Annotated in this window: 19 protein-coding genes; 13 read left to right on the top strand and 6 right to left on the bottom strand. The window is 66.1% G+C overall.

Going from position 1 to position 21,543, the window contains the following annotated elements; all coding sequences use genetic code 11:
* Positions 1–36: 36 nt before the first annotated feature.
* The 4 genes from ASC37_RS02505 to ASC37_RS02490 are packed head-to-tail and all read left to right on the top strand — an operon-like array spanning position 37 to position 2,463.
* Positions 37–756, top strand: a complete 720-nt coding sequence (locus ASC37_RS02505; protein ID WP_055422868.1) for a YggS family pyridoxal phosphate-dependent enzyme — start codon at positions 37–39, stop codon at positions 754–756.
* Entirely contained in the window at positions 753–1,571 is an 819-nt protein-coding gene (gene proC / locus ASC37_RS02500) for a pyrroline-5-carboxylate reductase (protein WP_055422867.1), read from the top strand. Before ASC37_RS02505 ends, proC begins: the two co-directional genes overlap by 4 nt.
* Positions 1,571–2,164, top strand: coding sequence for a YggT family protein (locus ASC37_RS02495; RefSeq protein ID WP_082438344.1), 594 nt, complete (start codon positions 1,571–1,573; stop codon positions 2,162–2,164). The genes proC and ASC37_RS02495 overlap by 1 nt, the downstream gene beginning before the upstream one ends.
* The gene (locus ASC37_RS02490; RefSeq protein WP_055422865.1) at positions 2,161–2,463 is read left to right on the top strand and encodes a DUF167 domain-containing protein; all 303 of its coding nucleotides are present in this window, start codon (positions 2,161–2,163) and stop codon (positions 2,461–2,463) included. Before ASC37_RS02495 ends, ASC37_RS02490 begins: the two co-directional genes overlap by 4 nt.
* Here the strand turns inward: ASC37_RS02490 and ASC37_RS02485 are convergent.
* Genes ASC37_RS02485 through ASC37_RS02460 form a run of 6 tightly spaced genes read right to left on the bottom strand, consistent with a single transcriptional unit; the run spans position 2,460 to position 8,632 of the window.
* The gene (locus ASC37_RS02485) at positions 2,460–3,734 is read right to left on the bottom strand and encodes a dihydroorotase (RefSeq protein ID WP_055422864.1); all 1,275 of its coding nucleotides are present in this window, start codon (positions 3,732–3,734) and stop codon (positions 2,460–2,462) included. The two genes, ASC37_RS02490 and ASC37_RS02485, sit on opposite strands and share 4 nt — an antisense overlap.
* Positions 3,731–4,702, bottom strand: a complete 972-nt coding sequence (locus tag ASC37_RS02480) for an aspartate carbamoyltransferase catalytic subunit (protein ID WP_055422863.1) — start codon at positions 4,700–4,702, stop codon at positions 3,731–3,733. Before ASC37_RS02480 ends, ASC37_RS02485 begins: the two co-directional genes overlap by 4 nt.
* On the bottom strand, positions 4,680–5,204 hold the full coding sequence (gene pyrR / locus ASC37_RS02475; protein WP_055422862.1) for a bifunctional pyr operon transcriptional regulator/uracil phosphoribosyltransferase PyrR: 525 nt from the start codon (positions 5,202–5,204) through the stop codon (positions 4,680–4,682). The genes ASC37_RS02480 and pyrR overlap by 23 nt, the downstream gene beginning before the upstream one ends.
* Entirely contained in the window at positions 5,201–5,677 is a 477-nt protein-coding gene (gene ruvX, locus ASC37_RS02470) for a Holliday junction resolvase RuvX (protein ID WP_055422861.1), read from the bottom strand. Before ruvX ends, pyrR begins: the two co-directional genes overlap by 4 nt.
* Positions 5,661–6,227, bottom strand: coding sequence for a YqgE/AlgH family protein (locus ASC37_RS02465; protein ID WP_055422860.1), 567 nt, complete (start codon positions 6,225–6,227; stop codon positions 5,661–5,663). Before ASC37_RS02465 ends, ruvX begins: the two co-directional genes overlap by 17 nt.
* Positions 6,228–6,241: 14 nt before the next feature.
* Positions 6,242–8,632 carry a penicillin-binding protein 1A gene (locus ASC37_RS02460; protein WP_055422859.1) on the bottom strand — a complete coding sequence of 797 codons (2,391 nt, stop codon included), beginning with the start codon at positions 8,630–8,632 and terminating at the stop codon, positions 6,242–6,244.
* A gap of 120 nt (positions 8,633–8,752) precedes the next feature.
* Here ASC37_RS02460 and pilM point away from each other — a divergent pair, with 120 nt between their 5' ends.
* From pilM to ASC37_RS02415, 9 genes are all read left to right on the top strand, one after another.
* Positions 8,753–9,823 carry a type IV pilus assembly protein PilM gene (gene pilM / locus ASC37_RS02455; RefSeq protein ID WP_028874316.1) on the top strand — a complete coding sequence of 357 codons (1,071 nt, stop codon included), beginning with the start codon at positions 8,753–8,755 and terminating at the stop codon, positions 9,821–9,823.
* Positions 9,820–10,410 (top strand): PilN domain-containing protein, encoded by a 591-nt coding sequence (locus tag ASC37_RS02450; RefSeq protein WP_055422858.1) that lies wholly within the window; start codon positions 9,820–9,822, stop codon positions 10,408–10,410. The genes pilM and ASC37_RS02450 overlap by 4 nt, the downstream gene beginning before the upstream one ends.
* A complete protein-coding gene (locus ASC37_RS02445; RefSeq protein ID WP_055422857.1) occupies positions 10,407–11,075 on the top strand; it encodes a type IV pilus inner membrane component PilO in 669 nt (222 codons plus the stop codon). Before ASC37_RS02450 ends, ASC37_RS02445 begins: the two co-directional genes overlap by 4 nt.
* Positions 11,072–11,614 (top strand): pilus assembly protein PilP, encoded by a 543-nt coding sequence (locus ASC37_RS02440; RefSeq protein ID WP_055422856.1) that lies wholly within the window; start codon positions 11,072–11,074, stop codon positions 11,612–11,614. The genes ASC37_RS02445 and ASC37_RS02440 overlap by 4 nt, the downstream gene beginning before the upstream one ends.
* Positions 11,611–13,773, top strand: a complete 2,163-nt coding sequence (gene pilQ, locus ASC37_RS02435) for a type IV pilus secretin family protein (protein ID WP_055422855.1) — start codon at positions 11,611–11,613, stop codon at positions 13,771–13,773. The genes ASC37_RS02440 and pilQ overlap by 4 nt, the downstream gene beginning before the upstream one ends.
* Before the next feature lie 118 nt (positions 13,774–13,891).
* Positions 13,892–14,452, top strand: coding sequence for a shikimate kinase (locus tag ASC37_RS02430; RefSeq protein ID WP_088178253.1), 561 nt, complete (start codon positions 13,892–13,894; stop codon positions 14,450–14,452).
* Positions 14,445–15,524 (top strand): 3-dehydroquinate synthase, encoded by a 1,080-nt coding sequence (gene aroB, locus ASC37_RS02425; protein ID WP_055422854.1) that lies wholly within the window; start codon positions 14,445–14,447, stop codon positions 15,522–15,524. Before ASC37_RS02430 ends, aroB begins: the two co-directional genes overlap by 8 nt.
* Position 15,525: 1 nt before the next feature.
* On the top strand, positions 15,526–16,644 hold the full coding sequence (locus tag ASC37_RS02420; protein ID WP_055422853.1) for a deoxyguanosinetriphosphate triphosphohydrolase: 1,119 nt from the start codon (positions 15,526–15,528) through the stop codon (positions 16,642–16,644).
* Between the two features lie 219 nt (positions 16,645–16,863).
* Entirely contained in the window at positions 16,864–21,543 is a 4,680-nt protein-coding gene (locus tag ASC37_RS02415; RefSeq protein WP_055422852.1) for a glutamate synthase-related protein, read from the top strand.

Raw genomic sequence — 21,543 nt, 5'->3', positions numbered from 1 at the left:
CTCGGTTCAATCTTAGACTTCGAGTATGGCTTCGGAATGACGATTGTAGCGGATTCGTCGCGCCGCGAGGAACTTTTGTGCCGCCGGCTCGAGGCGCTGCGCGCGCGCGTGGCCGAGACCGAGGTTCGTGCCGGGCGTCCTCCCGGTTCGGTGACGATCGTGGCGGTGTCGAAAACCCAGCCGCCGGAATCCGTGCGTACGGCCTTTGCCTGCGGGCAGCGGGTCTTCGGCGAGAACTACGTACAGGAAGGCGTGGCCAAGGTCGAGGCGCTCTCGGACCTGCCGCTCGAGTGGCATTTCATCGGTCCCATCCAGAGCAACAAGACGCGGGCCATCGCTGAACACTTCGCCTGGGTGCATTCCGTCGATCGCCTGAAAGTGGCCGAGCGGCTGGCGACGCAGCGCCCGGCCGCCTTGGGGCCGCTGCAGGTGCTGCTGCAGGTCAATGTGAGCGGCGAAGCGAGCAAGTCCGGCGTGGCGCCGGCCGAGGTGCCGGCGCTCGCGCAGGCGGTGGCGGCATTGCCTGGTCTGCGCCTGCGCGGTCTGATGTGCATTCCGGAGCCGACTTCCGACGAGGCTGTGCTGTGTGCGCGTTTCCGTATGCTGCGCCGTTGCCTGGAAGAGCTGCGCGCACAGGGGCTCGAGCTCGACGTGCTCTCGATGGGCATGTCGGGCGATTTCACCCTCGCCATCGAGGAGGGAGCGACGCACGTGCGCCTGGGGACGGCGATTTTCGGGGAGAGGAAGAAACCATGAGAATCAGTTTTCTTGGCGGCGGCCGCATGGCCGAGGCCCTGATCGGCGGTTTGTTGGCGCGCCAGGTGGCGAGTGCGCGCGCAGTCCAGGTGATGGATCCCGACGCGGTGCGCTGCCGGGCGCTGGAAGCGCGCTTCGGCGTGGCGGCGCAGACGGTGCTCGACGATGCCTGGTTCGAGACCGACGTGATCGTGCTGGCAGTCAAGCCCCAGCATTTGCGTGAGGCGGTGACTCCGCTCGCCGGCCGTCTGGGGCGGATCCTGGTGCTGAGCATCGCCGCGGGCTTGCCGCTTGGCGTGATCGGGCGCTGGCTCGGCGGGCACCGGCGGCTCGTGCGTGCCATGCCCAATACGCCTGCCCTGGTGGGGGCGGGGGTCACGGGGCTCTACGCCGACCCGAGCGTCGATGCGCTGGGGCGCGAGGAGGCCGAGCGCATCATGGCGGCGGTGGGCGAGGTGCTCTGGGTCGAGGAGGAAGGAAAAATCGACGCGATCACCGCCCTTTCCGGCAGCGGCCCGGCCTATGTCTTCGCCTTTCTCGAAGCCTTGCAGGCGGCAGGCGAAGCGCTGGGGTTCGACGCTGCCACTGCCCGCCGTTTGGCGCAGGCCACCGCCGCGGGCGCGGTGCGACTCGCCCAGGAGAGCGAGGAGCCGCTGTCGCGCCTGCGCGAGAACGTGACCTCCAAGGGAGGAACGACGGAGGCGGCGCTCGCGCGCCTCACCGAGCGGGGCTTTGCCGAGACTGTGCGCGAGGCGGTGTTCGCCGCCCATGCGCGCAGCCAGGAACTCGCGCGGCAGCTGGGCGAGGCGCCGTGATGATGGGCCAGCAGCTCTTCGATCTGGTGCTCGGCACCTTGGCGCAGGCCTTCACCGCCGTGCTCTGGCTGCGGGTGCTGATGCAGGCGCAGCGCATTTCCTTCTACACACCGCTGGGGCGTTTCGTGCTCGCGCTCACCGATTGGGCGGTGTTGCCGCTGCGCCGCATCTTGAAGCCACGCATGCGCTGGGACGCAGTGAGCCTGGGATTGGTCTGGGCGACGCAGTCGCTCTTCGTGCTGCTGAAGATGGCGCTCTTCGGCCAGCTCGCGCTCTTGCCGCTCGGCGGGCTCATCGGTCTGGTGGTACTGGGCGGGCTACTCGAGAGCTTCTACGTGCTGGGATATCTGCTCTTTTTCGCGGTGCTCTTCGCGGCGGTCCTGAGCTGGGTCAATCCGCGCGCTCCAGCCGCGGCGATCGCCGCGGCGATCGTGGCCCCCTGGCTCGAACCGATCCGGCGCGTCGTGCCCGTGATCGCTGGCATCGACCTGAGTCCTCTCGTCTTTCTGCTGCTGTTGCAGGTGCTGGCGATCGCCGGCGGGCAGTTGCGCTTTCTCTTGGTACGGCTGCTGCTGGGCGGCGGGCTGGGATGAATGAAGCGTCGCCCATCCGCCTCGAGCCCGAGGCGGTGGTGGTGAGGCTGCACGTGCAGCCGGGCGCCAAACGCAGCCAGTGGGCGGGACGCCATGGCGAGGCGATGAAACTGCGCGTGGCCGCTCCCGCCGTGGACGGGAAGGCGAACGAGGCGCTCGTGCGCTTTCTGGCCGAATTCTGCGGCGTGCCGCGTGCGGCCATCGCGATCGTACAGGGAGAGACGGGCCGTGCCAAGCGCGTGCGCATCGCCACCTCCGATCCGCAGGCGGTGGCGGCGCGGCTTGAGACCCTGCTTTAGCGGCTGAAGACCGGGCGGCCGGCCACCAGGGTGGCGACCACGCGCCCCTGCACCGTTTGCCCCAAGAGCGGCGTGTTCTTCCCCAGGCTTGCAAGCGACTCGGGTGTGACCTGCCAGCGGGCCTCGGGGTCGAAGAGGCAGAGGTCGGCCACCGCGCCTTCTCCCAGATGGCCAGCGTCTTCCTGGCCGAGGAGCCGGGCGGGGCGCTCGGTGATGGGAGCGAGCGCCGCGGCGAGGTCGAGCCCGCGCTCGCGCCCCCAGGCTAGCGTGAGCGGCAGGAGCAGCTCCAGCCCAGTCGCACCGGGTTCGCTCTCGGCAAAGGGGACGGCCTTGGCGTCGTCGTCGACCGGGGTGTGGTTCGAATCGATCACGTCGATCAGTCCTTCGGCCACGGCCTGGGCGAGCGCCGCGCGGTCGGCCTGGCTGCGCAACGGGGGGATCACGTGTGTGTGGGTGTCGAAGTGCCCGAGGTCGTGTTCGCTGCAGGCAAGGTGCAGCGCCGAGACGCTGGCGCTCACGGGCAGCCCCGAGGCTTTCGCCTGGGCGAGCAGCGGCAGCGAAGCGGCGCTCGAGAGATGCTGCACGTGCAGCCGCACGCCGGTAGCGCGGGCGAGTTCCAGAAGCCGCGCCAAGGCGATCGTCTCGGCGCAGGCGGGAATGCCCGGCAGGCCCAGGCGGGCAGCCACTTCCCCGTCGTGCGCGCAGCCGGCTGCCGCGAGCCAAGGGTCGGAGGCGGTGAGCCACACGGGGAGATCGAAGGTCGCGGCGTACTGGAAGGCACGAAAGAGCGACAGGCTGTCGGCGATGGGCACGTCGGCCTGACCCAGGGCGATGCAGCCGACTTCGGCAAGGAGCGCCATCTCCGAGAGGCGCTCGCCCTTGAGTCCCAATGTGAGAGCGCCTACCGGGTGCACGTGGGCGAGCCCCAGCGCTTCGGAGCGGAAACGCAGCATCTCGACGAGGCCGGCTTCGTCGAGCGGGGGGTCGGTGTCGGGCGGGGTGACGACGCGCGTGATGCCGCCGCGCACGGCGGCCTTGAGCTCGGAGGCGAGCGTGGCGCGATATTCGAAACCGGGTTCGCGCAGCCGGGCGAAGGTATCGATGAGGCCGGGGCAGACGACCAACCCTTCGGCCTCGATGGTGTGATCGGCGTGGAAATCCGGCGCCGGGCCGCGGCCGACGATGCGCCCGTCGGCGATCAGCAGGTCGGCGAGCTCTTCTTGGCGACGACGGGGATCGACGAGGCGGGCGCTGCGGATGCGCACTCTCATGCTTGGGCTCCTTGTCCGGCGAGCAGGCTCATCACCGCCATGCGCACGGCGATACCGAAGGTGACTTGCGGCAGGATCACCGACCGGGGGCCGTCGGCCACCGCCGAGTCGATCTCGATGCCGCGGTTGAGCGGCCCCGGGTGCATGACGATGGCGTCGGGCTTGGCGAGCGCGAGTTTCTCGGGCGTGAGCCCGAAGCGTTGGTGGTACTCTTCCTTCGAGGGCAGCAAGGCCCCTTTCATGCGCTCGTTCTGGAGCCGCAGCATCATGACGACGTCGACGTCGCGCAAGCCCTGGCGCAGGTCGTGGAAGACGCGGGCGCCGAACTGTTCGAGCCCTACGGGCAGCAGCGTCTTGGGGCCGATCACACGCAGCTCGCCCACGCCCAGAGTGGTGAGCGCGGCGATCTCGGAGCGGGCCACGCGCGAGTGGAGCACGTCGCCGACGATGGCCACCGTCAGCCGGGAGAAATCTTTCTTGTAGTGCCGGATGGTGTACATGTCGAGCAGCCCCTGCGTGGGGTGGGCGTAGCGTCCGTCGCCGGCATTGACCACGTGGATGTGCTCGAGGCCGCGCTCTCGCAGGTGACGGGCGATGAGGAAGGGCGCGCCGCTGCTCGCGTGGCGGACGACGAACATGTCGGCGTTCATCGCGCAGAGGTTGTCGATGGTGTCGAGCAGCGACTCACCCTTGGTGGTGGAGCTCGTGCTGACGTTGAGGTTGATGACGTCGGCCGATAGCCGCTTGGCGGCGATCTCGAAAGTGGTGCGCGTGCGGGTGGAATTCTCGAAGAAGAGGTTGAAGACGCTCTTGCCGCGCAGCAGTGGCACTTTCTTCACTTCGCGTTCGGTGACTTCGAGGAAAGGCTCGGCCATGTCGAGGATCTGCAGCAGCACCTCGCGCGGCAGCCCGTCGAGGCTCAGGAGATGCTGCAAGCGGCCATGTTCATCGAGTTGTGGGTGGCTCATCGCGCAGGGTCCGGAGGGTGAAGAGGCCCGCTTCATTGCGGGCGAGTTCGAGCCGCTCGCCGGCAGGCAGCGGCTGGGGCAGGGTATGGGCCACGTAACGCGCGCAAATCGGAAGTTCCCGTTCGCCGCGATCGACGAGTACGGCAAGCTCCACGCGCGCGGGGCGGCCGTAGTCGAAGAGCTCGTTGATCGCCGCGCGTACGGTGCGGCCGGTGTAGAGCACGTCATCGACGAGCAGGATCCGCGCATCCTGTACAGGGAAAGGGATGTGCGAGGCGCGCACGCGCGAGCGGCCCAGGCCGCGCTGCGCGAGGTCGTCGCGGTAAAATGAAATATCGATGCTGCCGAGCGCCTTGGCAGGGGCGAGCTCGCGCTGCAGCCGCTCGGCGAGCCAGGCGCCGCCGGAGTGGATGCCCACCAAGGCGTCGAAGCGGTCGATGTCGGGGATGAGCTGCTCGCGCAGCCGCGCATAGAGCGCTTCCGCATCAGGGAATGAGTTCATACGGGTTCCTTGGGAGCGACGGCGTCGCGCCAGGGCGCGCCGTCGAAGTAACTTTGCAGGATGGCGCATGCCGCGAGCGCATCTCGTACCGGCTTGCGATGCCGCCAGTCGCGGTGGCCGACTTCCACGAGTTGTCGTTCGGCCACACAGGAAGAGAAGGCTTCATCGACCAGCACCACGGGCAGCCGGTGGCGGCCGTGCAGGCGGCGGGCGAAGCGCTCGCAGCGCCGCCCATGCTCGTGGTCTTGTGCTTCGCCGGGGCGGCCGACGACGAGCAGCACCGGCCGCCACTCTTCGACGAGCGCGGCGATGGCGGCGAAGAAAGCGGGCTCGTCGCGCGAGGGAAGCGTGGTGAGCGGCACCGCCAGGCGCAATTCGAGATCCCCCTGGGCGAGACCGGTGCGGGTAAGGCCATAATCGAAGGCGAGCACCGTTCCGCGCCGCGGCAGGGCGGCTTCAACCGTGTCCGGCATGGATGACGAGGTGATGAAGCGCTACGCCCAGGAGCGCGAGCGCCGCTTCATAGCGTTGCTCCGGCGCCACGCCGAAGATGAGTTCGGGGTCGGCCGGGACGGTGAGCCAGGCGTTTTGCGCGAGTTCCTGTTCGAGCTGACCCGGGGCCCAGCCGGCGTGCCCCAGGACGACGAGGAAGTCGTGCGGATCCTTGCCTTCGCCGATCGCCTGCAGCACGTCGCGGGAACTGGTGAGCGCGAGACCATGCGGCAGCACCGTGGTGCCGTGCCAGCTTCCGCCCGGGCGGTGCAGCACGAACCCGCGCTCGGTAGCCACTGGGCCGCCGAAGAAGACCGGCCGGGCGGCAATTGCGGGAACGGGGGGCGACAAGTCAATGCGCTCGTAGAGGGTGCCGAGCGTGATCTCGGTGGGACGATTGATGATCACGCCCATCGCCCCTTCTTCGGAGTGCTCGGCGAGATACACCACCGTCTGGGCGAAATTGGGATCGGCCATGTCGGGCATGGCGATCAGGAAATGATGCTTGAGGCTTACGCGGGATCGGCTCATGGGCGAATTCTAGCTCAATTCAGAAAGGGACGATCGAGCACGGGGGCACGAGGAGCGGCGTCGGGCGTACCTTGCCGCCGCTGCTGGATCAAATCATAGAAAGGGTCTTCCGTCATGTCGTTTGGCGGAGGAGCTTCTTCGACGGGTTCAGATGAGGGTGGATACGGCGAGGGAGGCGGGTATTCGCTGTAATGATACTCGGTCTTGTCGTCGAGCTGCACCGTGGAGATCCCTTCTGGCATGGGGCGTTTGACCTCGGGTTGGCCTTGCAGTGCCGTCTCCATGTACTCGATCCAGATGGGCAACGCGGCGCGCCCCCCCGTCTCGGCCCGTCCGAGCGAGCGCGGCTGGCTGAAACCGAGCCAGCTCACGGCGACGATCTTGGGCTGATAGCCGGCAAACCAGGTGTCGACCTGGTTGTTGGTGGTGCCGGTCTTGCCGGCCAGGTCTGAGCGCTTGAGCCGGGCGCGCGCCGCCGCGGCCGTGCCGCGCTCGACCACGGTGCGCAGCAGCGAGTCCATCATCCAGGCGTTGCGCTCGGAGAGTACGCGGGGCGCGTCTTGCCCTGCGACCTTTGGCTGCACGCGCAGGAGCAGATTGCCTTGGGCGTCGCGGATCTCCTGGATGAAATAAGGCTCGACGAGGTAGCCGCCGTTGGCGAACACGGCATAGGCCCGCGCCATTTCCCAGGGGTTGGCGCTGCCGGCCCCAAGGGCCATCGTCAGGTAGGCGGGGTGTTTCGCCGGATCGAGCCCGAAACGGGTGATCCATTGTTGGGCGTAGGCCGGCGTGATGTCGTTGAGCACGCGGATCGCGACCACGTTCTTGGACTTGGCCACGGCGTCGCGCAGGCGCATCCAGCCTTCGTAGCGATCGTCGTAGTTTTTCGGCTCCCAGTCCTTGCTGCCGGTGAGCTCGGCGGAAAAGAAAAGGGGCGCATCTTCCACCCAACTGCCCGGACCCCAGCCTTTTTCCAGAGCAGCGGAATAGATGAAGGGTTTGAAGGAGGAGCCGGGCTGGCGCTGCCCTTGGGTGGCGTGGTTGAATTTCGTCAGGCCGAAATCGTAGCCGCCCACGAGGGCGCGCACCGCCCCGGTGTCGGCATCGAGCGAGACGAGCGCCGCCTGCGCTTCGGGTAGCTGGGTGAGTTCCCAGCGCTCATTGGGCAGAGGACGCAGACGCACGACGGCGCCGGGCCGCAGACGCTGTTCTTCGGGGGCCTTGGCGCCGAGGCTGCGGCGCACGAAGTCGAGCGCCTTGTCGGTGAATTCCACGGTCTTGCCATGGCGCCAGACGACGAGCCTGCGATCGCTCGCTTCCAGCACGACGGCGGCGAGCGCCTCGGGGAAATCGGGGTAGGACGACAGCTGGGCATCCAAGGTATCCCAATCGCGCTCGGCCACCGCTTTGGCGTCGAGCATGCCTTCGGGGCCGCGGTAGCCATGGCGCCGGTCGTAGGCCAGAAGCCCGTGGCGCACGGCGGCCTCGGCGGCGCGCTGGTCGGCCAGGCGGATCGTCGTGAAGATCTGGATGCCGGCGGTGTAGGCAGCGTCCCCGAAACGCTCCAGCGCGAAGAGGCGCGCCATCTCGGCCACGTACTGGCCGACGCCGTTGCCGTTGATCGCGGTCGGATCGTTGCGATAGCGGTCCTGGGCGAGCACGATCGGTTCGGCCGCCGCCGCGGCGTATTGCTCTTGCGTGATGAAACCTGCTTCCAGCATGCGCGAGAGCACGTACTCGCGGCGTTTCTTCGCCGCCTCGGGGTTGCGGATGGGATTGAGCTGCGAGGGCGCCTTGGGCAGCCCCGCGAGCAGCGCCGCCTCGGCCAGCGTGAGCGCCTGCACCGGCTTGCCGAAATAGGTCTGCGCTGCGGCGGCGAAGCCATAGGCGCGTTGCCCGAGGTAGATCTGGTTGAGGTAGAGCTCGAGGATCTGATCCTTGCTCAGTTCGCGCTCGATCTTGAGGGCGAGCAGGATCTCGTAGAACTTGCGGTTGAAGGTTTTTTCGCGCGAGAGGTAGAAATTGCGCGCCACCTGCATGGTGATGGTCGAGGCGCCCTGAGCCTTGCCGCCACGCACGAAATTGACGAAGGCGGCGCGAACGATGCCTTGCACGTCGATGCCGGGGTGCTCGTAGAAGCGCTCGTCCTCGGCGGCGAGGATGGCCTGCTTGAGGTGATCTGGTATGACATTGACGTTTAAGACGACACGCTTCTCTTCGCCGAACTCCGCCAGGGGTTCGCCTTCGGCGGAGTAGACGCGCAAGGGGATCTTCGGCTGATAGTCGATGAGCTGATCGAGCGTGGGCAGCTGCTGCCAGGCGAGGACGATGGTCGTTGCAAGAATGCCACAGGCGGCGATTCCCAAGGCGAATAGGGCGAGTATCGAGGTTTTGACCCGAGACATGAGGGTGTCCGTAGAAAGTTTTTTGATTATACCGAGTGAAAGGGCGTTGTCCTTGGATGGATATGCCGATTATAATTGCCGCGCGACCGTGAGGCATGATGCCGGACAGGGGGCCATCGGATGATCTGGGACAAGTTGCTGGGGTGGGGGAGCGGTAGCGGAAGTGGGCTGATCGGGGTCGACCTTTCGGCTTCCGCGGTCAAAACATTGGAATTGTCTGGCAGCATCGAAGTTCCGCTCATCGAACAAAGCGTCATCGTGCCACTTGCCGAAGGGGCAATGGTCGACAACGCGCTGGTCAACTTCGATGGGGTGGCGCAGGCCTTGCGCGCCGCGATTTCCCAGCACCACGGGGGGGCGAAGCGGCTCGCCTTCGCCTTGCCAGATGCCGTCGTGATGATGAAGACGGTGACGCTGGCCGCCCTGGAGAGCGAACGCGAATTCGAAGAGCTCGTCCTGATGGAGGCGGCGCGTTTCGTCCCCTTCCCGCTCGAAGAGGTCGCGCTCGACTGGGAGATCACGGGGCCGGGCCATCTCGAAGAAACCGTCGAGGTCTTCATCGTCGCGGCCCGGCGCGACCGCGTCGATGAGCTCGTGGCGCTCGCCGATGCGGTCGGTGTGGAACCCGCGGTGGTCGATGTCGCCTCGCTCGCGTGGCAACGGGCCCTGGTTCGGGGTAGCGAGGAAGAAAGGTCGAAACGCATCGAGGCGCATTGTAATCTCGGGGCGAACCTCTTGGAAGTGTTCGTCTTCCATCGCGGCAGGCGCGTTTTCGATCGCACCCAGCCCGTGGGAGGGCAGCAGCTCGCCCGCGAATTGATGCGCCGCAGCGGCAAAACGGCTCAGGAAGTAGAGCAGATGACCGAAGAACATCGCTGGCCGGTCGATCTCCTCGGCCAGGTGGTGGTTCCTTTTTGTGACACGCTCGCCCAGGAAATCGCCCGGGCGCTGCAATATTTTTTTGCAACCCAGTCTTCGGATCACGTCGATCGGGTCGTCCTGGGCGGGGGCCTGGCGGCTTTGCCGATGCTCCCCGACGCCGTCCGGCAACGGGTGGCGGCTCCCGTCGAAGTGGCCGACCCCTGGAAGGGTTTTCAGGTCCATCCGCGCCTGCGTGACCGCCTTCGCCCTAGTCTCGCGCCGCGCATGGTCATCGCCACCGGTCTCGCCCTGCGGAGGTTCGATCAGTGACCCGTATCAATCTCTTGCCCTGGCGCGAAGCGCTGCGAGAACGGCGCCGGCGCCTGTTCTACAGCGGGCTCGTCGCCGCTGCCTTGGCCGGGGTGCTCGTTGGCATCATCGGCTCTCTCTACCTCAATGGGCTCATCGAGCGACAGCAGGAGCGTAACCGCTTCCTCACCGAGCAGATCGGCCAGCTCGACAAGCAGCTTGCCGAGCTCAAAGAACTGCGTACCCTCATCGATGGCATCGTCGCCCGCAAGAACGTCATCGAGTCCCTGCGCGCACGTCGCGTCGAGCCGGTGCTGCTCTTCGACGAGCTGCCCCGGCGCCTTCCCGAAGCCACTTTTCTCGAGTCCTTGGAGCGGCGCGACGCCCTCGTGACCTTGCGCGGCGTTTCCCAGTCGAACGCGCGCGTCTCCGAGACCATGCGCTCCCTCGATGCCTCGCCTTATCTCACCGACGTGCGGCTCATCGAGACCTTGGGCCTCGATAGAAACGGGCAAAGGGTGGTTCGGTTCGCCTTGCAGTTGCGCATGGACCGTCCCGTGATCGAGGCGATGGGAGCGGAAAAACCGGCGGCGGAGGGCAAACCATGAAAGTCGATGTGCGCTTCGATCTGCGGCGCGATCCGTTGCGTTGGATCAGGCAGTTCCGCGATCTGGATCCTCAAGATCCCGGCAGATGGCCGCCGGCTCCGCAAATCACGGTCATGGTGCTGCTGTTTGCCCTCATCGTCGCCGGTGCCTGGTGGTTTTTCTGGACCTCACAGGCCGAGGAGCTCGAACGTGTCAAGGGGCAGGAGAAAGAGTTGCGCGACCAGTGGCTGGTGAAGAAACGGCAAGCGGTCAATCTGCCGGAATACCGGGCCCAGCTGCGTACGGCCGAAGCCCAGTTCGGCGCCTTGCTGAAGCAGCTCCCGAGCAAATCCGAGATGGATGCCCTGTTGCAGGACGTGCATCAATTCGGGCTGAAGCGGGGGTTGCGTTTCGAGTTGTTCCGGCCGGGAGACGAGGCGCGGCGAGACTTCTACGTCGAGATGCCCGTGGCGATCGCACTCGAAGGGGGATTCCACGAGATCGCCGGGTTTCTCAGCGACGTCTCTTCCATGCCGCGGGTGGTGACGTTCGGCGACATCAAGCTCGCGCCGCAGAAGGACGTGGGCCTGAAGTTCGAGGCGACGCTGCACACCTACCGTTATCTGGACGAGGAAGAGCTCAACGCGGCCGCACCCAAGCCGGCGGCAAAAGGAGGGAAAAAATGAGCTTCCCTTCACTGCCTGCGTTTGCGTCGGTTTTGGCCGCATTCCTGCTGACCGGGTGCGTCGAGGCCCCTCCTTCGGACGTGACCGACATCCAGCAATGGATGGAGGAATCTGCCCGGGGGCTGAAAGGGCGGGTCCCGCCGCTTCCCGAAGTCAAGCCGTTTCCTCCAGTGGCTTACAAGGCTCAGGATTTGACCGACCCCTTCGATCCCGGCCGCTTGGCCCCGCCGGCGCTCAAGTCGGCCAAGGGAGGGGGCTTGCCCGCGCCAGACATGAATCGGCCGCGCGAGCCGCTCGAGCGTTTCTCGCTCGAAGAGCTCAAGCTCAGAGGGGTATTGCGCCGGGGCAAAGAGATCCGGGCGCTGATCGAGGCCCCGGACGGCGTCTATCCCGTCTCGGTGGGCTCCTATCTCGGACAGAATTTCGGTCGGGTCGTGGCGATCGAGGATACCAAGCTCAAGATCGAAGAAATGGTGCAGGATGCCGAACAGCGTTGGGTCAAGCGGCCGGTGGAATTGAACTTGGAGGGAAAACAATGATTCGCGAAGCTGGAGAAGTCCTGGGTTTCGAGCCCAAGAGGAGTGTCGCCGCACGCTGGCTGGGAATCCTCGTCTTGGGAATGTGCCTCACGCTGCTTTTGGTCGGCGGGCGTTCGGCCATGGCCGAGGAGAAGACCGCCCTCCTCAAAGACGTCTCCCTCGTCGAATCGGGACAGGGAGGGATGCGGGTCGATTTCGTCTTCGAGGGGAGCGTCGCCAATCCCTCGCATTTCGCGCTCACCAGCCCTTCGCGCATCGTCATCGATTTTCCCAATGCGAAGAGCCAGTTGGGAGCACCCTCGCGGGAGATCAAGCGCAACGGCATTGAGCGAATCTACGCGGTCGAGGCGGCCGGGCGCTTGAGGGTCGTCCTTGCCCTGTCGCAGCCGATGACCTACCGCCTCGCCCAGATCGGCTCGGGCTGGGGTCTCGAGCTCGAAGCCGGTACCGCCGCTCAAATGGCCAGCAAGGCGCAGGAAGCCCTCGTTCCCTACCAGACGCAGGCGGTGGGGCAAGCCGCCTCGTCGGGGGGTGGGGCCGTCGTTCCTTCGATCCTCTCGGTCGACTTCCGGCGGGGAACGAACGGTGAGGGCAAGGTGATGGTGCATCTCTCCACCCCTGAGATCGCGCCCGACCTGCGCCGTGCCGGCGAGCGCATCGAGGTCGTCTTCCCCGAGACGGCGCTGCCGCAGGAGCTCTACCGCCGCAGCGACGTGACCGATTTCGCCACGCCGGTGCAGAGTTTCCGCTTCGAGCGGCGCGGGCGTGATACCGTGCTCGTGATCGAGCCCAAGGGCAACTGGCAGCACACCGCCTATCAGGCCGACGCGCTCTTCGTCGTCGACATCCAGCCGGTTCAGGAAGACCCCAACAAGGTGCTCGTGGGCAAGCCCCAGTACAAGGGCGAGCGACTCACGCTCAACTTCCAGAACATCGACGTGCGCGCCGTGCTGCAGGTGCTGGCCGACTTCAGCGGCTTCAACATCGTCGTCTCCGACACCGTGCAGGGCACCATCACCCTGCGCCTGGTCGACGTGCCCTGGGATCAGGCCCTCGACATCATCCTGCAGAACAAGAAACTCGACAAGCGTCAGCAGGGCAACGTCATCTGGGTGGCGCCGGCGCAGGAGATCGCCGAGCAGGAGAAGGTGCGTCTGGATGCGCTCAACCAGAGCATCGAGAAGGGGGTGCTGGTCACCGAGAGTTTTCAGGTCAATTACCACTCGGCGGCCGAGATCTACGCCATGATCTCGAATGACAATACCGGCGGCGGAGGAGGGGGCAGCAACACGAAAAAAATGCTCTCCGACCGCGGCATGGCCACCTTCGACATGCGCACCAACAAGCTCTTCATCACCGATGTCGAAGAGCGTCTACAGGCGGTGCGCGAGCTCCTGAAGCAGATCGACGTGCCGCCGCGCCAGGTGGTGATCGAGGCGCGCATCCTCGAAGTGTCGTCGAACTTCAACAAGGAGATCGGGGCCAAGCTCAATACGAACAATAGGCCAATCATTTCGGCCGATTATTTCAACATTGGACCGATCAACCGTCCCTTCTTCCAGCAGAATACCAACGTCGATGCCGGGCAATTCTCGACGTTCGCGCTGTCGATCTTCAACCGCTCGGCGACGCGCTTCCTCAACCTCGAGCTCAACCTGGCCGAGGTCACGGGCAAGAGCCGCATCGTCTCCAACCCGAAGATCATGACGGCGAACAACATCGAGGCGCGTATCGCCGTGGGACAGGAGATCCCCTACGTGACGACGGTGACGGCCAACAACATGACCACACCGAACGTGCAATTCAAGGAGGCGGTGCTCGAACTTCGGGTCACGCCGGTGCTTACGCCCGATGGCCGGATCCGCATGAAGGTGGTGGTGCATGACGACCAGCCGGATTATTCAAGAAGCATTCAGGGTAATCCGCCGATCCGCAAGCGTGAAGTGGTGAGCGACGTCCTGGTCGACAACGGGGGGACCGTCGTCCTCGGCGGCCTCTTCCAGGAGTCCGAGACCAACGGTGTCGATCAGGTGCCCTGGCTGGGCGATGTGCCGGTCTTCGGGAATCTCTTCCGCAACAAGTCGAATTCCGCGACGCGCACCGAGCTGATGGTGTTCCTCACGCCGCGCATCGTTGCCGAGGATCTGCGCCTGCGTTGAGTCTGCCGCGCCTCGTGCATGAAAGACCCGCCTGCTGCAGGGGCGGGTTTTTTTACGCCGTATGGCAGAGCTTTTTTTACGGTACACTAGCCTCGATCAACGAATGTGAGCGTATCGGGTGGAGCCCATCGTGTTCATCGGGATGATGGGGGCCGGCAAGACGACCTTGGGCCGCAGTTATGCGGCGCGGCACGGGCTGGCTTTCATCGACAGCGACCAGGAGTTGGAGGCGCGAACCGGCGTCTCCATCCCTACGATCTTCGCCGTCGAGGGCGAGGAGGGATTTCGCGAGCGTGAGGCGCGGATGCTTGCCGAGCTGCTCGGCCGCGAGGACCTCGTGCTCGCCACCGGCGGCGGGGTGGTATTGCGGCCGGAAAACCGGGCGCAGCTGCGCCGTCGCGGCATCGTGGTCTATCTGCACGTGCCACCGGAGGTGCTGTGGGAGCGACTGCGGCACGATCGCCATCGGCCGCTGCTGCAGGTGCCGCAGCCGAGGCAGCGCATTTTCGAACTCTACGCCCAGCGCGACCCGCTCTACCGCGAGGTGGCCGACGTCGTGGTCGATGGCGGTCGGCTGAAGCCTGCGGCCATGCTCGCGCGGGTGGAGGAGGCGGTGCGCGACTACCGGTCGGGCAAAGGGGAAGGGGCGGTGGTGGCGGAAGGAGAGCGGGATGCGTGAGCTGGCCGTCGATCTGGGTGAGCGGTCCTATCCTATTTTCATCGGTTCCGGCGTGCTTACGGCCCATGAGTTGCTGCTGCCGCACCTGGAGCAGCCGCGCGCGGTGCTCGTCACGAATGAGACGGTGGCGCCGCTCTATCTCGAGCGCGTAACGACTATGCTGGAGCGTCACGCCGTGCGCGTCGACTCGGTGGTGCTGCCCGACGGGGAGCAGTACAAGAACTGGCAGACCCTGGAGAAAATCTACGATACCTTGGTGGATACCCGTGCCGAGCGCACCACTCCCCTCATCGCCCTGGGAGGGGGAGTGATCGGCGACATGACCGGTTTCGCCGCCGCCACCTGGCAGCGCGGGGCTCCTTTCGTCCAGATGCCCACCACGCTCCTGGCGCAGGTCGATTCTTCCGTGGGCGGCAAGACGGCGATCAACCATCCGCGCGGCAAGAACATGATCGGAGCTTTCCATCAGCCTCGTGCCGTGCTCATCGACACCGATACGCTCGCGACCCTGCCGCTGCGCGAGCTGCGCGCGGGGCTCGCCGAAGTGATCAAGTACGGGCTCATCCGGGATGCTGCTTTCTTCGAGTGGCTCGAGGGGCACATGGAGGCGTTGCTCGCGCTGGAGCCGGGGGCCGTGGCCTTCGCCATCGAGCGTTCCTGTCGCAACAAGGCCGAGGTGGTGGCGGCCGACGAGACCGAGCGCGGCGAACGGGCGCTGCTGAACCTGGGACACACCTTCGGCCACGCGATCGAGACGGGGACAGGCTACGTCGGCTGGCTGCACGGTGAGGCGGTGGCCGTGGGGATGCTGATGGCGGCCGAGGTGTCGCTGCGCCTGGGCTGGCTCGACGAGAACGAGCTCGCCCGCATCGAGGGGCTCTTGATCCGCGCCGGCCTGCCGGTGCAGGGGCCGGGCTTGCCGGTGGATGAGATGCTGCACTGGATGGCCGGAGACAAGAAGGTGAGCGGCGGGCGCCTGCGGCTCGTGCTGCTGCAGGGCATCGGCCGCGCGGTGGTGACGGCAGAGGTTCCGCCGTCCGTGTTGCGCGCCGCGATCGAAGCGAGGAGCTGAGATGCTCGCGCCCTACGCCGTCCATGAAGCGGCGAGCCGCGGGCGACGGCACCCCGAGCCGAGCGCGGCGCCGCGCAGCGAGTTCCAGCGCGACCGTGACCGGATCGTCCATTCGAGCGCCTTTCGCCGGCTGGAATACAAGACCCAGGTCTTCGTCAATCACGTCGGGGATCACTTTCGCACGCGGCTCACCCATTCGCTGGAAGTAGCGCAGATCGGCCGCTCGATCGCCCAGATGCTCGAGGTGAACGACGTGCTGGTCGAGGCGATCACGCTGGCGCACGACCTGGGGCACACCCCTTTCGGGCACGCAGGACAGGAGGCGCTCGACGAGTGCATGAAAGAGGAGGGCGGGTTCGAGCACAACCTGCAGTCGCTGCGCATCGTCGACGAGCTCGAGGAGAAGTATGCCGAATTCGACGGGCTCAACCTCATGTTCGAGACGCGCGAGGGCATCCTGAAGCACTGCCGGCCGGAGCACTGGGCCCGGCTGGGGGACGTGGCCGAGCGGTTTCGCCGCGACTTGCGGCCCTCGCTGGAAGCGCAGATCGCCAATCTCGCCGACGAACTCGCCTATAACAACCACGACATCGACGACGGTCTGCGCTCCGGTCTCCTCACCTTGGATTCCCTCGAGTCGGTGCCGATTTTTGCGCGCACGCGCGCCGAGGTTCAGGCGCGCTACCCGGGGCTGGAGCGCAAGCGCCTCATCCACGAGACGATCCGCCGCATGATCTCGCTCATGGTGCTCGATCTCGTCGAGGAGAGCCGCAGGCGCATCGCCGAGGCCGATCCCGCCTGCGTCGAGGACGTGCGCCGCGCCCCGTCGCTCGTGCAGCATTCGAGCACGATGCGCGAGGAAGTGGCGCTGCTCAAGCGCTTTCTCTTCCTTCAGCTCTACCGTCATCCGCGGGTGGTCGACATGAACCGCCGGGCGCAGCGCATCATCCGCGAGCTCTTCGCCGCCTATGCCGCCGATCCTTCCTTGTTGCCCGAGGCGCACCGGCGCCGTTTCGCCGAAAAAGGCCGGCGCGCACTGGCCGATTACATCGCCGGAATGACTGACCGCTACGCCGTTCGCGAGCACCGTCGACTCTTCGGTCTGGAAGAGGCGTTCTGAGCCTGCCCGCCGCCTTTGACCATGCAAAGATCAGGGACAAATTTCTCGCTTGCCGATCTTGATCGGCGGGCACTTCGACGGTATAGTGTTTCGCCCGCTTTTTTCGGCGCCAAGCCTCGCCGTCCGTGCTCCATCCTCCGCGAGGCGCGGTTTTGCTGCGCCGGATCAGCGCACCCTTCTTTTCACACCCATTGGATCCGAGTCGAGGAAAGCCTGACCATGTCCGAATCGTCGCCATCTGCCGGTCTCTACCGTCCCGAGTTCGAACACGACGCCTGCGGCGTCGGTTTCGTCGCCCATCTGAAGGGCGTCAAGCGCCACGACATCGTCACCCAGGGGCTGGAGATCCTGAAGAATCTCGATCACCGCGGTGCAGTGGGGGCCGATCCCCTGCAAGGCGATGGGGCCGGTATCCTCATCCAGATTCCGGACCGGCTCTACCGCGAAGAGATGGCCAAGCAGGGGGTGACGCTGCCGCCGGCCGGCGACTACGGCGTGGGAATGGTCTTTCTGCCGCAGGAGACCGCCTCGCGCCTGGCCTGCGAAGAGGAGATCGAGCGGGCAGTGCGCGCCGAGGGACAGGTGGTGCTCGGCTGGCGCGACGTGCCCGTCGATCGCACCATGCCCATGTCCCCGGCGGTGAAGGCCAACGAACCGGTGATCCGGCAGATCTTCATCGGCCGCGGTCCTGAAGTCATGGTCACCGACGCGCTCGAGCGCAAGCTCTACGTGATCCGGCGCCGCTCGGCCAATGCCATCCGCGCCTTGAACCTCGAGCACGCCAAGGAATTCTACGTCCCCTCCATGTCGGCGCGCACCGTGGTCTATAAGGGGCTGCTGCTCGCCGACCAGGTCGGCCGCTACTACCAGGATCTCGCCGATCCGCGCACCGAATCCGCGCTCGCGCTGGTGCATCAGCGCTTCTCGACCAATACCTTTCCCAAGTGGAACCTCGCCCATCCGTTCCGCATGATCGCGCACAACGGCGAGATCAACACCCTGCGCGGCAACTACAACTGGATGCGGGCGCGCGAACGGGGCGTCTCCTCCACCCTGCTCGGCAAGGATCTGGAAAAACTCTGGCCCATCATCTATCCGGGACAGTCGGATTCGGCCTCCTTCGACAACGCGCTCGAGCTCCTGGTGATGAGCGGCTATACGCTCGCCCACGCCATGATGATGCTCATCCCCGAGGCCTGGGAAGCGCATACCCTCATGGACGAGCGCCGTCGCGCCTTCTACGAGTATCACGCGGCGATGATGGAGCCTTGGGATGGTCCGGCGGCGGTGGCCTTCACCGACGGGCGCCAGATCGGGGCGACGCTCGATCGCAACGGCTTGCGGCCGGCGCGCTACCTCGTCACCGACGATGATCTCGTCGTCATGGCGTCTGAAGCCGGCGTGCTGCCCATTCCCGAAGAGAAGATCGTGCGCAAGTGGCGCCTGCAGCCGGGCAAGATGTTTCTCATCGACATGGAGCAGGGCCGCATCATCGACGACAAGGAGCTCAAGGAGACGCTCGCCAACGCCAAGCCCTACCGCGAGTGGATCCAGCGCATCAACATCAAGATCGATTCCCTGCCCGCGCCCGGCAGCGCCGCCGTGTATGCGGCGCAATCGCACGTGCCCATCCTCGATCTGCAGCAGGCTTTCGGCTACACGCAGGAAGACCTCAAGTTCATCCTCGACCCCATGGCCGAGAGCGGCGAAGAGGCGGTGGGGTCGATGGGCAACGACGCGCCGCTCGAAGTGCTCTCGGCGCGGCCCAAGCCCATCTACCATTACTTCCGTCAGCTCTTCGCGCAGGTGACCAACCCGCCGATCGACTCGATCCGCGAGCAGATGGTGATGTCGCTCGTCTCCTTCATCGGCCCGAAGCCGAACCTGCTGGAGCTCAACGAGATCAACCCGCCCTATCGGCTCGAAGTGCCGCAGCCGGTGCTCGACTTCGAGGCGATGGCCAAGCTGCGCGACATCGCCCGCTTCACCAAAGACCGTTTCCGCAGCCACGAGATCGACATCTGCTATCCCGTGTCCTGGGGCAAGGAGGCGGTGGAGGCGCGGCTCGCTTCCTTGTGCGCCCAGGCCGAGGATGCGGTGCTCAATGGCTACAACCTGCTCATCGTCTCCGACCGCAAGGTCGATGCCGAGCACGTCGCCATTCCGGCGCTGCTCGCCACTTCCGCCATTCACCAGCACCTGGTCGATAAGGGGCTGCGCACCCGCACGGGCCTGGTGGTCGAGACCGGCTCGGCGCGCGAGGTGCACCATTTCGCCGTGCTCGCGGGCTACGGAGCGGAGGCCGTGCACCCCTATCTGGCGCTCATGACGCTGCGCGAGCTCGCCAACGGCGACGAGAAGCAGGAGCAGGAGTACGTCAAGCACTTCATCAAGGCCATCGGCAAGGGCTTGATGAAGACGATGTCCAAGATGGGCATCTCGACCTACATGTCCTACACCGGTGCGCAGATCTTCGAGGCCGTGGGCATCAAGCAGTCGGTGTGCGACAAGTACTTCACCGGCACGGTGAGCCAGGTGGAGGGCTTGGACGTCTTCGATCTGATGGACGAGGCGATCCGCCTGCACCGGGCGGCCTTCGGCGAGAACCTCTTTCTCGAGAACCGGCTCGACGTCGGCGGCGAGTATGCCTACCGGCGCTTCGGCGAGGAGCACATGTGGACGCCGGATGCCATCGCCAAGCTGCAGCACGCCACGCGCTCGGGGCGCTTCGAGACCTACGAGGAGTACGCCCGCATCATCAACGACCAGAGCCGACGCCTCATGACCCTGCGCGGCCTCTTCCGCTTCCGCAAGGCGGCGCAGCCGATCCCGCTCGAGGAGGTCGAACCGGCCGCCGAGATCGTCAAGCGCTTCGCCACGGGGGCGATGTCGCTCGGTTCCATCTCCACCGAGGCGCACACCACGCTCGCCGTGGCGATGAACCGCATCGGCGGCAAATCCAACACGGGTGAAGGCGGCGAGGATCCGGCGCGCTTCAAGCCGATCGCCAAACCGACCCGGCTCTCGGAGGTGATCGGGCCGCATCGCATCGCCCGCGATCTCGAGCTCAAGCCCGGTGACAGCCTGCGCTCGGCGATCAAGCAGGTGGCTTCCGGCCGCTTCGGGGTGACGGCCGAATATCTCGTCAACGCCGACCAGATCCAGATCAAGATGGCGCAAGGCGCCAAACCCGGCGAGGGTGGGCAGCTGCCGGGGCACAAGGTCACCGAGTACATCGGCTTCCTGCGCCACTCGGTGCCGGGCGTCGGGCTCATTTCGCCGCCGCCGCACCACGACATCTATTCGATCGAGGATCTGGCCCAGCTCATCCACGACCTGAAGAACGCCAACCCGAAAGCCTCGATCTCGGTGAAACTGGTGGCCGAGGTGGGGGTGGGTACCGTCGCCGCGGGCGTGGCCAAGGCCAAGGCGGATCACATCGTGATCGCCGGTCACGACGGAGGCACGGGGGCTTCCCCCATCTCCTCGATCAAGCACGCCGGTTCGGCCTGGGAGCTGGGCCTGGCGGAGACGCAGCAGACGCTGGTGATGAACCGTCTGCGTGGCCGGGTACGGGTGCAGGTCGACGGTCAGATCAAGACGGGGCGCGACGTGGTGATCGGGGCGCTGCTCGGTGCCGACGAGTTCGGCTTCGCCACGGCACCGCTGGTGGTCACCGGCTGCATCATGATGCGCAAATGTCACCTCAACACCTGCCCGGTGGGTGTGGCGACGCAGGATCCCGAGCTGCGCCGGCGTTTCTCCGGGCAGCCCGAGCACGTGATCAACTACTTCTTCTTCGTGGCCGAGGAAGTGCGTCGCCTCATGGCCGAGCTCGGCGTGCGCAAGTTCGACGAGCTCATCGGTCGGGTGGATCTGCTCGACGTGCGCGAGGCCGTCGATCACTGGAAGGCCAAGGGACTGGACTTCGGCAAGGTGCTCGCGCGCATCGAAGCGCCGGAAGGGGTGGCCACGCGTCACTGCGAGACGCAGGATCACGGGCTCGACAAGGCGCTCGATCTGCGCTTGCTCGAACTCGCCAGGCCGGCGCTGGAATCGCGCAAGGTGGTGCACGCCGAGGTGCCGATCCGCAACGTCAACCGTACGGTGGGCGCGATGCTCTCCGGCCGCATCGCCGAGCGCTACGGCCATGAGGGACTGCCCAACGATACGGTGCGCTTCACCTTCCGCGGCACGGCCGGGCAGAGCTTCGCCGCCTTTCTCGTGCGCGGCGTGACGTTCGACCTGATCGGCCAGGCCAACGACTACGTCGGCAAGGGGCTTTCGGGCGGGCGCGTCATCGTGCGCCCAGATCCGGCCTTCCGCGGCGAGGCGCCGGAGAACATCATCGTCGGCAACACCGTGCTCTACGGGGCGATCGAGGGCGAAGCCTACTTCAGCGGTGTGGCCGGCGAGCGCTTTGCCGTGCGCAATTCGGGTGCGGTCGCCGTCGTCGAAGGCGTGGGAGACCACGGCTGCGAATACATGACGGGCGGCACGGTGGTGGTGCTCGGGCGCACGGGGCGCAACTTCGCCGCGGGCATGTCGGGCGGCATCGCCTACGTGCTCGACCTCGACGGGGACTTCGCGCAGAAGTGCAACCAGGTACAGGTGACGCTCGAGCCCCTGCCCGAGGAGCTGGAAGCGCGGGCGCAGTCCGACTTCGGCCCCGAACTCGAGACGCACGGCTTTGTGCGCATCGACCACCTGACGATGGGCGACGAGCTCATCCTCAAGGGGCTCATCGAGCGCCATGCGCGCCTCACCGGCAGTCGCCGCGCCAAGGAGATCCTGGCGCACTGGAGCCTGTGGCGCGCCAAGTTCGTCAAGGTAATGCCTCATGAATATCGCCGGGCGCTGCGCGAACTCGCTGCCGCGCGTGCGGCCAGCATGGCCTGA

The sequence above is a fragment of the Tepidiphilus thermophilus genome (genome assembly GCF_001418245.1).
GTDB lineage: Bacteria > Pseudomonadota > Gammaproteobacteria > Burkholderiales > Rhodocyclaceae > Tepidiphilus > Tepidiphilus succinatimandens.
Note: the sequence above shows the minus strand (reverse complement) of the source record. Positions and strands in the feature narration are given on the sequence as shown.